General features: G+C 63.1%; 12 protein-coding genes. 9 read left to right on the top strand and 3 right to left on the bottom strand.

Annotated features, from left to right (window positions below):
- Window positions 1-50: 50 nt before the first annotated feature.
- The 3 genes from OQE62_RS16700 to mfd form a co-directional block, all read right to left on the bottom strand.
- Entirely contained in the window at window positions 51-1,286 is a 1,236-nt protein-coding gene (locus OQE62_RS16700) for a DUF819 family protein (protein WP_265723184.1), read from the bottom strand.
- Between the two features lie 95 nt (window positions 1,287-1,381).
- Window positions 1,382-2,137: a CsiV family protein gene (locus tag OQE62_RS16695; protein WP_265723183.1), complete on the bottom strand. Its 756-nt coding sequence runs from the start codon at window positions 2,135-2,137 to the stop codon at window positions 1,382-1,384.
- A gap of 150 nt (window positions 2,138-2,287) precedes the next feature.
- On the bottom strand, window positions 2,288-5,767 hold the full coding sequence (gene mfd, locus OQE62_RS16690) for a transcription-repair coupling factor (RefSeq protein WP_265723182.1): 3,480 nt from the start codon (window positions 5,765-5,767) through the stop codon (window positions 2,288-2,290).
- 294 nt (window positions 5,768-6,061) lie between these two features.
- On the opposite strand from mfd, the gene OQE62_RS16685 reads away from it, so the two are divergent.
- From OQE62_RS16685 to nqrM, 9 genes are all read left to right on the top strand, one after another.
- Window positions 6,062-7,525, top strand: a complete 1,464-nt coding sequence (locus OQE62_RS16685; protein WP_265723185.1) for a glyceraldehyde-3-phosphate dehydrogenase — start codon at window positions 6,062-6,064, stop codon at window positions 7,523-7,525.
- 371 nt (window positions 7,526-7,896) lie between these two features.
- Complete coding sequence (locus OQE62_RS16680; protein WP_265723181.1) at window positions 7,897-9,237, top strand: Na(+)-translocating NADH-quinone reductase subunit A; 1,341 nt, start codon at window positions 7,897-7,899, stop codon at window positions 9,235-9,237.
- A gap of 2 nt (window positions 9,238-9,239) precedes the next feature.
- On the top strand, window positions 9,240-10,451 hold the full coding sequence (locus tag OQE62_RS16675) for an NADH:ubiquinone reductase (Na(+)-transporting) subunit B (protein ID WP_265723180.1): 1,212 nt from the start codon (window positions 9,240-9,242) through the stop codon (window positions 10,449-10,451).
- Window positions 10,444-11,226: a Na(+)-translocating NADH-quinone reductase subunit C gene (locus OQE62_RS16670; protein WP_265723179.1), complete on the top strand. Its 783-nt coding sequence runs from the start codon at window positions 10,444-10,446 to the stop codon at window positions 11,224-11,226. The genes OQE62_RS16675 and OQE62_RS16670 overlap by 8 nt, the downstream gene beginning before the upstream one ends.
- Before the next feature lie 2 nt (window positions 11,227-11,228).
- The gene (locus tag OQE62_RS16665) at window positions 11,229-11,885 is read left to right on the top strand and encodes an NADH:ubiquinone reductase (Na(+)-transporting) subunit D (RefSeq protein ID WP_265723178.1); all 657 of its coding nucleotides are present in this window, start codon (window positions 11,229-11,231) and stop codon (window positions 11,883-11,885) included.
- A 2-nt stretch (window positions 11,886-11,887) separates the two neighbouring features.
- On the top strand, window positions 11,888-12,496 hold the full coding sequence (nqrE, locus tag OQE62_RS16660) for an NADH:ubiquinone reductase (Na(+)-transporting) subunit E (RefSeq protein ID WP_265723177.1): 609 nt from the start codon (window positions 11,888-11,890) through the stop codon (window positions 12,494-12,496).
- Between the two features lie 18 nt (window positions 12,497-12,514).
- On the top strand, window positions 12,515-13,738 hold the full coding sequence (nqrF, locus tag OQE62_RS16655; RefSeq protein ID WP_265723176.1) for an NADH:ubiquinone reductase (Na(+)-transporting) subunit F: 1,224 nt from the start codon (window positions 12,515-12,517) through the stop codon (window positions 13,736-13,738).
- A 77-nt stretch (window positions 13,739-13,815) separates the two neighbouring features.
- Complete coding sequence (locus tag OQE62_RS16650; RefSeq protein WP_265723175.1) at window positions 13,816-14,817, top strand: FAD:protein FMN transferase; 1,002 nt, start codon at window positions 13,816-13,818, stop codon at window positions 14,815-14,817.
- 26 nt (window positions 14,818-14,843) lie between these two features.
- Complete coding sequence (gene nqrM, locus OQE62_RS16645) at window positions 14,844-15,080, top strand: (Na+)-NQR maturation NqrM (protein WP_265723174.1); 237 nt, start codon at window positions 14,844-14,846, stop codon at window positions 15,078-15,080.
- Window positions 15,081-15,131 lie beyond the last annotated feature (51 nt).

Genomic DNA, 15,131 nt, shown 5'->3' with positions numbered 1-15,131 from the left:
CGAGTCCCGAGTCCCGAGTCCCGAGTCCCGAGTCCCGAGTCCCGAAACTCCTACCCCCCACCGACAACCCGCAGCAACTGCCCGCAGAACCAGGCGGCGTAGGTGCCGAGGGCGTAGCCCATTACCGCCAGCAGCACACCCACCGGCGCCAGCGATGGGTGGAAGGCCGCGGCCACCACCGGCGCGGAGGCCGCGCCGCCCACATTGGCCTGGCTGCCCACGGCCATGAAGAAAGTGGGGGCCTTGATCAGCTTGGCGACCAGGAGCATCAGCCCCGCGTGTATCGACATCCAGATGGCGCCGAGGAGGAAGAACTCCGGGCTGTCTCTCAATGCGGTGATATCCATATGGGTGCCGATGGTGGCCACCAGGAAATAGATAAATACCGAGCCCACCCTGGAGGCCCCTGCACCTTCCAGTTTCTTTGCCGGTGAGAAGGCCGCGATAACCCCCAGGGCGGTGGCAATCACGATCAGCCAGAAAAACTGGCTGGTAAAGCTGAAGCGGGCCAGTTGCGGCGCATTGGCCTGGAACCAGGGCGCCAGCTGACCGGCACAAGCGTGGGCGATGGCGGTGATGCCGAAGCCCACTGCGGCGATCAGCATCAGGTCCGGCAGGCTGGGGATGCGGGCGTGCTTCTTCTGCATCGTCTCCACTTTCTCCCGCAGAGCCGTGATCGCTGTGGAATCCGCTCCGCGGCGGGCGTCCAGCTCCTTGGCGTTGCCGGCCATGACCAGCAGCACTGCCATCCAGATATTGGCTATGATCACGTCCACCGCCACCATGGCGGAGAACACCTGGCCGCCTACGTCATAGATCTCTTTCATCGCCGCCTGGTTGGCGCCGCCGCCGATCCAGCTGCCGGCCACGGTTGTCATGCCGCGCCAGACGGCTTCCGGGCCGGTCACATTCAACAGGTCCGGGTTGAGTGCGGACATGATCAGCAGCGCGATGGGGCCGCCGATCACGATACCCAGAGTACCGGTCAGGAAAAGGATCAGTGCCTTGGGCCCCAGGTTGATGATGCCTTTCAGGTCGATGCTCAGTGTCAGCAGTACCAGGCTGGCCGGCAGCAGGTAGCGCGAGGCCACATAGTAGAGCTGCGAACTCTCGGCATCGATGATATTGAAAGTGGTCAGCAGGGAAGGGAGGAAGTAGCACAGCAGCAGGGCCGGCACGAAGCGGTAGAAACGTTTCCAGAACCGATGTTCACTGCCCGCGGTATAGAAGACAAAACCGAGGATGGCGGCGAGCATGCCGAGAATGATGGCGTCGTTGCTAATCATTGTTTTAGTAATCGATGGTTGGTGGATGGTGTTTGGCGGGGAGTGGTTGATGGTTAGCGACGCGCAATCCGCTGTCGCTCACCACTCGCCACTGATCACTCTTCACTCTTTTCGACGGTGCGCACTTCGATCAGGACACCGAAGGCGGGGTTGTCGATATAGTGCAGTTCGCCGCTGCGCATGCGGCGCTCCTCGCGGAGCAGGGCAACGTGCTGTGCGTAGGCCGGCGCAGGAACGGCGGCCGAATTGAGGGAGGAGGCGCGGAAGCCGCTGTCGGCACTCCCCGGGGCCGCGGGTTCGTCGGCGGCCGCGACTTTCGCGCTGGGCCTGCGGGGCAGCATGACACCGCCGGTTTCGGGGCCGTTCACGGTGTTTCGGGTTGTGTCATTGCCGAAGTCATTGAGCCACAGGTCGGTGCTCAGGTGCAGGTAACGGGACACACTCAGGGTGACACTGCCCTCGAGCCGGTGGTGGTCGCCGACAGTATCGCCACCGCTGATCAGAATGGCCGGCGAGTTGTGCTTCTGCTGCAGGACCTGTCGCCAGGTTTTGTGAAAAAGGACCCGGTAGTTGCCGCTCCGGTCGAGGGCGGCCACTTTGTTGTTCAGCCGCGGGGCCACCGGGGACAGGAAGAGGCTGTCCCCTTTCGTGGAATCAAAGTCGACCCACTTCTCCGGGTACTGCAGCCGGGGTGTGGCCGGCCAGCTTTCGCGGGATTGTTCCATGCCCCCGCTGTGGCTGAAAACGATCATTTCGATCTCGAAAGTGGTGCCGGCGTAGTTGGCCGCCTGGGCCCCCGCGGTGGCGAGGGCCAGTAGCAGGATGGCGCAGAGCTGGGAAATTCTTGTCATGCTGTTACCGCTGTAATCGTTATGCTGTTTTTTTCGGGAGTACCGCGCCCTCTGCCGAACCTCTCTCCCGCAAGGGCGGGCTCGCGCGGGTGCCTTGCGGCGGCCGAAACTGTTTCCGACAGTTTTCTCCCGCGTCCCGAGACTATGGTATCACTGCGCCAGCCGCTCCAACACTCCCGACACCTGCTGCAGGCGTTGTTCCGGGCCCTCCTCGTCGAGGGCGAAACTGAGCTGGTTGGCGCCGGCCAGTTGGTAGCGGCCGGGTTCCGTCTGCACCAGCTTGACCAGGGTGAGTGGATCCACCTGGGTATCGTCGGAAAATTCGATACGTCCGCGCGCGGCGGAGGCTTCCAGTTTGCGGATGCCCATGCCCTCGGCCCGGAGTTTGATCTCGGTGGTGCGGAACAGGTGCTTTACCGGATCCGGCAGCAGGCCGAAGCGGTCGATCATTTCCACCTGCAGTTCCTTCAGTTCCTGTGGGTTGGCGGCGTTGGCGATGCGTTTGTACATCATCAGGCGGCCGTGCACGTCCGGCAGGTAGTCCTCGGGGATCAGTGCAGGCACCCGCAGGTTCACGTCCACCGCCGGGGATTCCAGCGGTTGGTCGATATTGGGCGTCTTGCCTTCCCGTATCGCCTTCACCGCCCGGTCGAGCATCTCCATATAGAGGCTGAAGCCGACGCTCTGGATCTGGCCGCTCTGTTCCTCCCCCAGCAGTTCGCCGGCGCCGCGGATCTCCAGGTCGTGGGTGGCCAGGGTAAAGCCGGCCCCCAGGTCCTGGGCCTCGCTGATGGCCTCCAGGCGCTTGACTGCATCGCCGGTCATGGTGCGCTTGTTGGGGGTCAGCAGGTAGGCGTAGGCCTGGTGGTGGGAGCGGCCCACGCGCCCGCGCAACTGGTGCAGCTGGGCCAGGCCGAATTTGTCGGCGCGTTCGATGACGATGGTGTTGGCGTTGGGCACGTCGATACCCGTCTCGATGATGGTGGTGCAGATCAGCACGTTGAAGCGCTTGTGATAGAAGTCGCTCATCACCTGTTCCAGCTCGCGTTCGCGCATCTGGCCGTGGCCGATACCGATGCGGGCCTCGGGCACCAGTTCCTGCAGCTCGCGCGCGATGCGATCGATGCTCTTGACCTCGTTGTGCAGGAAATACACCTGGCCGCCGCGGAGTATTTCCCGCATTACCGCCTCCTTTATCAACGCGTCGTCGCGCTCGCGCACGAAGGTCTTCACCGACAGGCGCCGCGCCGGCGGGGTGGCGATCACGGACAGGTCGCGGATGCCGGCCATGGCCATATTCAGGGTGCGTGGAATCGGCGTCGCGGTCAGGGCGAGGATATCCACCTCGGCGCGCAGGCTCTTGAGGCGCTCCTTCTGGCGCACGCCGAAGCGGTGTTCCTCGTCGATGATCAGCAGGCCCAGGTTCTTGAAGTCCAGCTCGCTCTGCAGCAGCTTGTGGGTGCCGACCAGGATGTCCACCTGGCCGCTGGCGACCCGCTCCTTGACGCCCTCGATCTCCTTGCTGGAGCGGAAACGCGACACCACCTCCACGTTCAGCGGCCAGTCGGCGAAGCGATCCCGGAAAGACTGGAAGTGCTGCTGGGCGAGCAGGGTGGTGGGCACCAGCATCGCCACCTGCCTGCCGGCGTGGGCGGCGACGAAGGCCGCGCGCATGGCGACCTCGGTCTTGCCGAAACCCACGTCGCCGCAGACCAGGCGATCCATCGGTTTTTCCGACAGCATATCGGCCACCACCGCCTCGATTGTCTGCTGCTGGTCCGGTGTCTCCTCGAACGGGAAGCCGGCGGCGAACTCGCGGTAGGCGAGCCCGGGGTCGTCGAAGGCATGTCCGCGCCGCGCCTCGCGGCGGGCGTAGATATCCAGCAGCTCTGCGGCGGCGTCGCGGACCTTCTCCGCCGCTTTGCGCTTGGCCTTCTGCCACTGCTCGCTGCCCAGTTTGTGTTGCGGTGCCAGCGCCTCGTCGGCGCCGGAGTAGCGGCTGATCAGGTGCAGGCTGGCCACCGGCACGTACAGCTTGGCCTCGTCGGCGTATTCCAGCGTCAGGAATTCCGCCGGCTGGCCGTCGATCTCGAGGTGCTGCAGGCCGCGGTAGCGGCCGACGCCGTGATCGATATGGACCACCGGCGTGCCGATGCGCAGCTCGGCCAGGTTCCTGACCGCGTTGTCGGCGTCGTCCCTGGCCTTCTTGCGCCGGCGCTGCTGCAGCACGCGCTCGCCGAACAGTTGCGGCTCGGCGATCAGGTTGAGGGCCGGGTCCTCCAGCTTCAGGCCCTGGTCCAGCGGCGACACGGTGATGCCGAAGGGCTCGTCGCTGGCCAGGAAGTCGGCCCAGCTGTCGAAATGGGGCGGCTGCAGGCGAATGCCGGTCAGTAGCTCCAGCAGCGCCTCGCGCCGGCCGCCGCTCTCCGCGCAGAAGAGCACGCGCCCGGCGTACTCCATCAGGTAGCTCTCCAGCGCCGCCAGCGGCTGTTCGGATTTGCCGTCCACCGGCAGCCTGGGCGGCACTTCGGTGGCGAAGTTGTGATTGCCCTGGGCCTCCGGCAGCGTCTCCTCGGAGAAAATGGCGCGCGGCATCTGCTTCAGGGCCGAATTGCACTCGGCGATATCCAGCAGTATCTGCCGCGGTGGCAGTATCGGACGGGTCAGGTCGCCGCGGCGGCTCTCGTAGCGGTTGCCCGCCTCGCGCCAGAAGTTCTCCAGCGGCTCCTGGATATCCCCCTGCAGCATGGCGACGCTGCCCTCGGGCAGGTAGTCGAACAGGCTCGCGCACTGGCCGCCGAAAAACAGCGGCAGGTAGTACTCGATGCCGGCCGGCGCGATCCCCGCGCTGATGTCCTGGTAGATGGGGACCCGGCTCGGGTCGCAGTCGAATTGCTCGTGCCAGTTGGCCAGGAACTCGTTCAGCGCCGCCTTGTGCAGCGGGAATTCCCGCGCCGGCAGCAGGTCGATGCTCTCCACTTTATCGACGGTGCGCTGGGTCTCCGGGTCGAAGGTGCGCAGGGATTCGATCTCATCGTCGAACAGGTCGATGCGGTAGGGCAGCCGGCTGCCCATCGGGAAGATGTCCATCAGCGCGCCGCGCACGGCGAATTCGCCGTGCTCGTAGACGGTGTCCACGCAATGGTAGCCGGCCTGTTCCAGCAGTCGGCGCTGGGTGTCCATATCGAACCGTTCCCCCTCGCGCAGCACCAGTGCATTGCCGGCCACATAGTCCCGCGGCGGCAGCCGGTGCATCAGGGTGCTGACCGGCACTATGACGATGCCGGCACCCATCCGCGGCAGGTGGTAGAGGGTCGCCAGGCGGTCGGAGATGATGTCCTGGTGTGGCGAGAAGGTGTCGTAGGGCAGGATTTCCCAGTCCGGGAAATGGAAGATTTCCAGCGCTTCGCCGCCGCCGCCATCTCGCCGCGGCTTGTTAAAAAATTTCAGCTGCAGCTCCAATCGCTGCGCTTCCAGGCTGTCGCGCGCGACCAGCAGGGTCGGTGCCGGGGTCCGGCGAGCCGCATTCAGGATTGCCAGAGAGGCGGCAGCGCCGTGCAGCTGCCCCCAGAATTGCCGGTCACTGGAATTGCGGAAGTCCGGAGGGGACAGGGGGTGTAATTCGGTCATCTTTCCTTATATATCCGCGCTTTTGGTCGGAGCTGGGCTCGGGGGACGCTATTGTAACGGTGAACTCCGGTCGGTGCAGTGGCGGGGCGGAAGCTCGTGCCCGGCGCGGTGTTTGGGAGCGGGGTAGGCGGCCGGTTTTTACCGGCGGTGAACTGGTAGTTTTACTACAGATTTTTGCCGTTTTTTTGTCCGGTTGCAGCCCCGGAATCCAGTGCCTATATTCCGCAGCCACGCGGCCGGGGCCCCGGCGCCGGGCCGCCGAAATCCCGCCTATTCAACACATTGCAGAGGTGTCTGACAGTGACTCAGAAGCGACCGAAGCCCGCCGATTTTTTCAAGGACTGGAAGGAACGCGAAGCCCTGGCCGAAGCCATGATCCCGATGATTGGCAAGCTCAACCGCGAGCGCAACGCCGGTATCTATATGTACGGCCGGAACCTGGTTAACCGCTCCGTGCTCAGCATCATGAAGGCGCACCGCTTTGTGCGGCAGGTGGAGGAGAACGAGCTGTCCGAATTCGAATCCTTCCCGGTGCTGGAGGCCATCTGCAAACTGGATCTGGGCCCGGTGCACATCGATCTGGGCACCCTGACCAACAAGTTCATGCGCGACGGTCGCGGCCTGTCCGTGGACGAGTTCGTCAAGCTGGAGCTGGCCGACGCCGAGGGTGCCGGCAAGCCACTGCCCGAGCCGCGCGACGTGGTCATCTACGGTTTCGGCCGCATCGGCCGCCTGGTGGCGCGCCTGCTGATCGACAAGGCCGGCAGCGGCGACGTGTTGCGCCTGCGCGCCATCGTGTTGCGCAAGGGGCAGGCCCCCAACGACCTGGTCAAGCGCGCCTCGCTGTTGCGCCGCGATTCGGTACACGGTGCCTTCAAGGGCACCATCCGCGTGGATGAGGAGACCAGCAGCCTGATCTGCAACGGCAACGAGATCAAGGTGATCTACGCCAACTCCCCCGAGGAGGTGGATTACACCGAGCACGGTATCCACGATGCCATCGTCGTCGACAGTACCGGCGTATGGCGCGACGAGGCGGGCCTGGGCAAGCACCTGGAGAGCAAGGGTGCCTCCAAGGTGATCCTGACCGCGCCGGGCAAGGGCGACATCAAGAATATCGTCTACGGCATCAACAACGGCGATATCGACGGGGACGACAGGATCCTGTCTGCCGCGTCCTGCACCACCAATGCCATCGTGCCGGTGCTGAAGACGATGATGGACGGTTTCGACGTGAAGCACGGCCACGTGGAAACGGTGCACGCCTACACCAACGACCAGAACCTGATCGACAACTACCACAAGGGCGAGCGCCGCGGCCGCGCCGCCGCACTGAATATGGTGCTGACCGAGACCGGCGCCGCGAAGGCGGTGGCCAAGGCGCTGCCGGAGTTGAAGGGCAAACTGACCGGCAACGCCATCCGCGTGCCCACCCCGAATGTGTCCATGGCGATTCTCAACCTGAACCTGGGCCGGGAGACCAGCAAGGAGGAGGTGAACGAGTATATGCGCGAAGTGGCGCTGCACTCGCCGCTGCGCCAGCAGATCGACTACACCAATTCCCCGGAAGTGGTCTCCAGCGATTTCGTCGGCTCCCGCCGCGCCTGCGTATTCGACTCCAACGCCACCATCGTCGACGGCGAGAACGCGGTGCTGTACTGCTGGTACGACAATGAGTTCGGCTACAGCTGCCAGGTGGTGCGCTGTATCGAGGATATGGCCGGAGTCAGGTACGAGCTGTTCCCGAAGCGGGATTAAACCGCCCGGGTCCCGGGGCGGACACAGGGTTCGCCCCGGCAGCCGCTGTCGTCATTCCGGCGAAAGCCGGAATCCGGCCGCCCCGAACTGGATACCGGCCCGCGCCGGTATGACGAGCCTCTCATCGCACATCTGTCACTCAACCTGCTGTTTTCTCAGCAAAATTTTCCTACGTACGGGCCCATCGGATCATCCCCGCTCTGGTAAAGCCCCATCCCCCTCTATATAATGCGCGCGATTTTAGTGGGGCTGCCGTGCGCCGAGAAGTTCTCTCCCCGACCCGTTCCTCCGGGTACAGCGGCATAAGCCCCCACAGCGCACAAATTCCCAGTTTTGCATACTTTTTAAACTAGAAACTTAGGCATAGGCGTATGAGAAAGATCCGTCGGGGATTGGATTTACCCATATCCGGCGCGCCCGAGCAGGTCATCCACGATGGCCCTGCACTCAAGACCGTCGCCGTGCTCGGCCCCGAATACCACGGGATGAAGCCGACCATGGAGGTGGCCGAGGGGGATAGCGTCAAACTCGGGCAGCTGTTGTTTACTGACAAGAAAACCGAAGGCGTGCGTTACACCGCACCGGCCGCCGGCCGTGTTGCGGCGGTCAACCGCGGTGCCCGCCGCGCGCTGCAGTCCGTGGTCATCGAGATCGATGGCGATGAGGCCGAGCAGTTTGCCAGTTACAGTGCCGACCAGCTCGGCGGTCTCACCGCGGAGCAGGTTCGCCAGAACCTGGTCGAGTCGGGGCTCTGGACCGCGCTGCGCACGCGCCCGTTCAGCAAGGTGCCCGCGCTGGACGCCGAACCTGCGGCCGTCTTCATCAACGCGATGGACACCAACCCGCTCGCCGCGGACCCGGCAATCATCATTGCCGAGCAGCGCGAGGCCTTCTCCCAGGGTGTGCAGATCCTGTCCCGCCTGGCGGACACCACCTATGTCTGCACCGCGCCGGATGCCGATATCCCGGTGCCCGAGGCGGACAACATCCGCCGCGAGGCCTTTGCCGGCCCGCACCCGGCGGGCCTGTCCGGTACCCATATCCACTACCTGAGCCCGGTCAAGCCAGGGCGCAGTGTCTTCACCATCGGCTACCAGGATGTGATCGCCGTCGGCAAGCTGTTTGCCACCGGCAGGCTGTTTACCGATCGCGTCGTCGCCCTGGGCGGCCCGCAGGTAGAGAAGCCGCGCCTGCTGCGCACCCGCCTGGGTGCCAATCTGGACGAGCTGACTGCCGGTGAACTGGAAGACGCTGAGAACCGCGTGATCTCCGGTTCCGTGTTCGGCGGCAGTACTGCCGCCGGCCCGCTGGCCTACCTGGGCCGCTATCACAATCAGGTGAGCGTGCTGGAAGAGGGGCGCGAGCGCCCGTTCCTGCACTACCTGCGCGCGGGCAACAAGCGTTTTTCCTCTTTTCCGATTTACCTGTCCCGCCTGTTCAAGAACCGGCTGTTCGACTTCACCACCAGTACCAACGGCTCCGAGCGCGCGCTGATGCCGATCGGCACCTACGAGCGCGTGATGCCGCTGGATGTGCTGCCGACCCAGCTGCTGCGCGCACTGATCGTCGGCGACACCCAGACCGCCCAGCAACTGGGTGTGCTGGAGCTGGACGAAGAAGACCTGGCCCTGTGTACCTTCGTGTGCCCGGGCAAGTATGAATACGGCCCCATTTTGCGGGACAACCTGACCCGTATTGAGAAGGAGGGTTAAGGATGTTGCGCAAATTCCTCGATTCCATCGAGCCGCATTTTCACAAGGGCGGTAAATACGAGAAGTTCTACGCGCTGTACGAAGCCATCGACACGGGCTTCTTCCAGCCGGCGGATACCACCAAGACCACAGCCCATGTGCGCGACGGCATCGACCTGAAGCGCATCATGATCACCGTCTGGGCCTGTGCCATGATCCCGATGTTCTACGGTATGTGGAACCTCGGTTTCCAGGCCAACACCATCATCGCCGGCATGGCCGATCCGCAGCTGGAAGGCTGGCGCCAGGCGATCATCGGCGCGCTGGCGGGGCACGATCCCGCCAGCCTGTGGGACAACCTGGTGTACGGCGCCATGTACTTCCTGCCCATCTACGCCGTGACCTTCATTGTCGGCGGTATCTGGGAAGTACTGTTCGCGGCCGTGCGCGGCCACGAGGTGAACGAAGGCTTCTTCGTCACTTCCATCCTGTTCGCACTGGCCTGTCCGCCGGACCTGCCGCTGTGGATGGTGGCCATGGGTATCAGCTTCGGTGTGGTGATCGGCAAGGAAGTCTTCGGCGGTACCGGCAAGAACTTCCTCAACCCGGCCCTGACCGGTCGCGCCTTCCTGTTCTTTGCCTACCCGGCGAGCATGTCCGGCGATGCCGTCTGGACCGCCGTGGACGGCTACACCGGCGCCACCGCACTGTCCGCCATGGCCAGTGAAGGTCTGCAGAACGGTGCCCTGGGCGTGGCCGGCGGCCAGCTGAGCTGGTTCGACGCCTTCCTCGGCAATATGCACGGTTCCATCGGCGAGACCTCCACCCTGGCGATCCTGATCGCCGGCGCCATCCTGCTGTTCATGAAGATCGCCAGCTGGCGCATCGTCGCCGGCACCCTGCTGGGCATGATGGCCACCGCCTTCATGTTCAACATGATCGGCTCCGACACCAATGCGATGTTCAATGTGCCCTGGTACTGGCACCTGGTAGTGGGCGGCTTCGCCTTCGGCCTGATCTTCATGACCACCGATCCGGTATCCGCCGCCATGACCGACGCCGGTCGCTGGTGGTACGGCATCCTGATTGGCGTAATGTGCGTACTGATTCGCGTGGTGAACCCGGCCTTCCCGGAAGGCATGATGCTGGCGATTCTGTTCGCCAACCTGTTCGCACCGCTGTTTGACCACTTTGTGGTGCAGTCCCATATCAAACGGAGGTTGGCACGTGGCTAATAAAGATTCTGTAAAGGGCACGCTGCTGGTCGCCCTGGTCCTCTGTATCGTCTGTTCCGTGGTGGTCTCCACCGCAGCGGTAATGCTGAAGCCGCAGCAGGAGGCGAATGCCGCGCTAGACATGAAGCGCAACGTACTGTTGGCCGGCGGCCTGATCGATGCCGAGCAGCGCAACGCCCAGGTGATTGAAGAGGCCTTCGGCAACGTCACCATCAAGTATGTCGACCTGCGCACCGGCAAGTTTACCGACGAGGCGCCTGCCGGTGGCAGCGGTCGCGCCGCCGCCAAGATCGCCGATGCCAGCGAAAAGCTGCCACCGGAGCAGGACAGGGCCAAGATCATTCGCCGCGAGAACACCAAGGAGGTGTATCTGGTGGAGAAAAACGGCGAGCTGCAGAAGATCATTCTGCCGGTTCGCGGTTACGGCCTCTGGGGTCAGCTGTACGGCTTCCTCGCCCTGCAGAGCGACCTGAAAACGGTCGCCGGCCTGGGCTTCTACGAGCACAAGGAAACCCCCGGGCTGGGCGGTGAAGTGGACAACCCCAACTGGAAAGCCCTGTGGGTTGGCAAAGAGGTGTTCGACGATCAGGGCGATGTAGCCATCGACGTGATCAAGGGCAGTGTGGGCGCCGGAACCCCGGACGCCGAACACAAGGTGGACGGCCTCTCCGGTGCCACCCTCACCAGTAACGGCGTCGACAACCTGATCAACTTCTGGTTGGGTGGCCAGGGCTACGGTCCCTTCCTGAAAAACCTGCAAGCAGGGGAGGCGTAAGCATGAAGATCAAAGATACTCTGCTCGAACCGATTTTTACCAACAATCCCATTGCGCTGCAGATTCTCGGTATCTGCTCCGCGCTGGCGGTAACCAGCTCACTGCAGGTGACTGTGGTCATGTGTATCGCACTGACCGCCGTTGTGGCCTGTTCCAACGTGCTGGTATCGCTGATTCGCACCCGGATCCCCAACAGTATCCGCATCATCGTGCAGATGACGGTGATCGCCTCGCTGGTGATCCTGGTGGACCAGGTGCTGAAGGCGGTGGCCTACGAAACCTCCAAGCAGCTGTCGGTGTTCGTGGGGCTGATCATCACCAACTGTATCGTGATGGGCCGCGCGGAAGCTTTCGCCATGAAGAACCCGCCGCTGCCGAGTTTCCTCGACGGTGTCGGCAACGGCCTGGGTTATAGCGTGATCCTGCTCGGCCTGGCGTTCATCCGCGAGCTGTTCGGTTCCGGCAAGCTGTTCGGTGTCGAACTCCTGCAGAGCGTCAACAACGGCGGCTGGTATGTACCCAACGGCCTGTTGCTGTTGCCGCCCTCGGCCTTCTTCCTGATCGGCCTGTTCATCTGGGCCATCCGCACCTGGAAACCGGCCCAGGTGGAAGAGGATGAGTTCAAGATTGCGCCCAATACCCAACCGCAGGAGGCCTGATCGTGGAACACTTTATTTCGTTGATTATCCGTGCCGTGTTCGTGGAGAACATGGCGCTGGCCTTCTTCCTCGGCATGTGCACCTTCCTGGCGGTGTCCAAGAAGGTGGAAGCGGCCCTGGGCCTGGGTGTGGCGGTGATCGTGGTGCTGACCCTGACGGTACCGGTCAACAACCTGATCTACGCCTACCTGCTGAAAGACGGCGCGCTGGCCTGGGCGGGCTACCCGGATGTGGACCTGAGCTTCCTGGGCCTGCTGTCCTATATCGGCGTGATTGCCGCGCTGGTACAGATCCTGGAGATGTTCCTGGACAAGTATGTGCCGGCGCTCTACAACGCGCTGGGTGTGTTCCTGCCGCTGATCACCGTGAACTGCGCCATTCTGGGTGCGTCGCTGTTCATGGTGGAGCGCGAATACAACTTCGGTGAAAGTGTCGCCTACGGTTTCGGTGCCGGCCTCGGCTGGGCACTGGCGATTACCGCACTGGCGGGCATTCGCGAAAGGCTGAAGTACAGCGACGTCCCGAACGGCCTGAAAGGCCTGGGTATCACCTTCATTACCGTCGGTCTGATGTCCCTGGGCTTCATGTCCTTCGGCGGCATCGATATCTAAGCGGGGGAGTAAGATCTTATGAATTTGGAAATTATCCTCGGCGTAGCCATGTTTACCGTCATCGTGCTGGCACTGGTGGCGGTGATCCTCGCCGCCCGCTCGCGCCTGGTAAACACCGGCGACGTCAATATCCTGGTCAACGGCGAGAAAACCCTGACCGTACCCGCCGGCGGCAAGCTGCTGCAGACCCTGGCGGCCAACGACCTGTTCCTGGCCTCCGCCTGTGGCGGCGGTGGCAGCTGTGCCCAGTGCACCTGCGTGGTCAAGTCCGGCGGCGGCGACATGCTGCCCACCGAGGCCACGCATTTCACCCCGCGGGATGCGAAAGAGGGCAAGCGCCTCTCCTGCCAGGTGGCGGTGAAGCAGGATATGGAGATCGAAGTGCCGGAAGAGGTGTTCGGTGTGAAGCAGTGGGAATGCACTGTGGAAGCCAACCCCAATGTGGCCACCTTTATTAAAGAGTTGACCCTGAAGCTACCGGAGGGCGAGAACGTCGACTTCCGCGCTGGCGGCTACGTGCAGCTGGAAGCGCCGGCCCACCATGTGAAATTCTCCGATTTCGATATCGAGGAAGAGTACCGCGGGGACTGGGAGCGTTTCGGTTTCTTCGACCTGGAATCCAAGGTGGACGAGCCGATCCAGCGCGCCTACTCCATGGCCAACTACCCGGAAGAAAAGGGTGTTGTGAAATTCAATATCCGCATTGCCACCCCGCCGCCGCGCACCGAGGGTGTGCCGCCGGGCCAGATGTCTTCCTATGCCTTCAACCTGAAGCCGGGCGACACCATCAAGGTGTTCGGGCCCTTCGGCGAGTTTTTCGCCAAGGACACCGACAACGAGATGGTATTCATCGGCGGCGGCGCCGGTATGGCACCGATGCGCTCGCACATTTTCGACCAGCTCAAGCGGCTCAATAGCAAGCGCAAGATCAGCTTCTGGTACGGCGCCCGCTCACTGCGGGAGATGTTCTACGAGGACGACTACAATGGCCTGCAGGAAGAGTTCGACAATTTCGAATGGCATGTAGCGCTTTCCGACCCACAGCCGGAAGACAACTGGACTGGCGATACCGGTTTCATCCACACCGTGGTCTACGAGAACTACCTCAAGGACCACCCGGCGCCGGAAGACTGTGAGTACTATATGTGCGGACCGCCCATGATGAATGCCTCTGTGATCAACATGCTCAAGGACCTGGGCGTAGAGGATGAGAACATCATGCTCGACGACTTCGGCGGCTGATCGGAGTAGCGATATTGTCCACTGTTAACAAAGTGCCGATAACAACAAGAACAGGGCCCGCTTTCCGGGCCCTGTTTTTGCTTTTATGGCTGGTGGTCGGCCTGTCCGCCTGTTCTGCCGACAAGCGGGACTGGCAGTTGAGCGGCCCCACCATGGGCACCCGCTACCATATCACCGTGGCGGACGTGCCGGCGGCGGTGCAAAAGCCCGAACTGCAGAAACGGGTGGACGCCGAGCTGGAGCAGGTCAACCGGGAAATGTCGACCTATATCGACGACTCGGAACTGATGCGCTTCAACCGCGGCCCGGTGGGCGAGGCGGTGCCGGTCAGCGGCCACCTGGCCGGTGTGGTGGCGCGTTCCCTGGAACTCTATCGTCGCAGTGACGGCGCCTTCGATGTTACCGTCGGTCCGCTGGTCAACCTCTGGGGCTTCGGTCCGCAGCCGGAACCGGAGACGATACCGGACGATGCCGACATCGACAGGCTGCTGGAGCAGATCGGCTCCGATGCCCTGGTAGTAGAACGCAGTCCGGATCGCATCACCCGCAGCCGCCCAGTGGAGATTGACCTGTCGGCCATTGCCAAGGGGCACGGGGTCGACCGGGTGGCGGAGCTGCTGGAGGCGCAGGGTATTCGCCACTACCTGGTCGAGGTAGGCGGGGAACTGCGCACCCGGGGGAAGAATCCAAGAGGTAACCCCTGGCGGATCGGTGTCGAGAGTCCGGACCCCACTGGTCGCGCGGTGCAGAAACCGATCGAGATCAGCGGTAAATCGGTGGCGACCAGTGGCGATTACCGCAACTACTACGAGCGCGATGGCGTGCGCTACTCGCACAGTATCGATCCGCGTACCGGCCGCCCGCTGCGACACCGCCTCGCCTCAGTGACCGTGATCGCCGACAACTGCGCCGAAGCGGACGGCCTGGCCACGGCGCTGAATGTGCTGGGTGCCGAAGCCGGGTTAAAATTGGCGGAGGAGGAAAACCTCGCCGTGTTCATGTTGGTGAAAACCGACACGGGCTTTGAGGAGCGTTACAGTAGCGCTTTTGAACCCTATCTGGGCAAATCCGGGCAGTAAGATTCCCCGGGACAGAGGTACTGGTTATGACCATTTTCATTTTTGCCTTTATCGCCATGGCGATGATCATTGCCGGCATGGCAGTGGGCGCGATACTGCAGAACAAGCCCCTCCAGGGATCCTGTGGCGGCCTCAACAGTATCGGCATGAAAGAGGGCTGCGAGGTCTGCGGTGGCGATGACGACGAGTGCAAAAAGGAGCAGGAGCGGCAGCAGCAACTTGCCGGACAGGCCGACCTGGCCTACGACGCTACCAGGCGCTGATGCATTCTCTCCCATCGGGAGAGGGGCGGTGCCGGTGCGCACGGCGCACCC

The organism is Microbulbifer halophilus, assembly GCF_026183675.1.
GTDB lineage: Bacteria > Pseudomonadota > Gammaproteobacteria > Pseudomonadales > Cellvibrionaceae > Microbulbifer > Microbulbifer halophilus.
The sequence above is the reverse complement of the archived record's forward strand: the minus strand, read 5'-3'. Positions and strand labels throughout refer to the sequence as shown.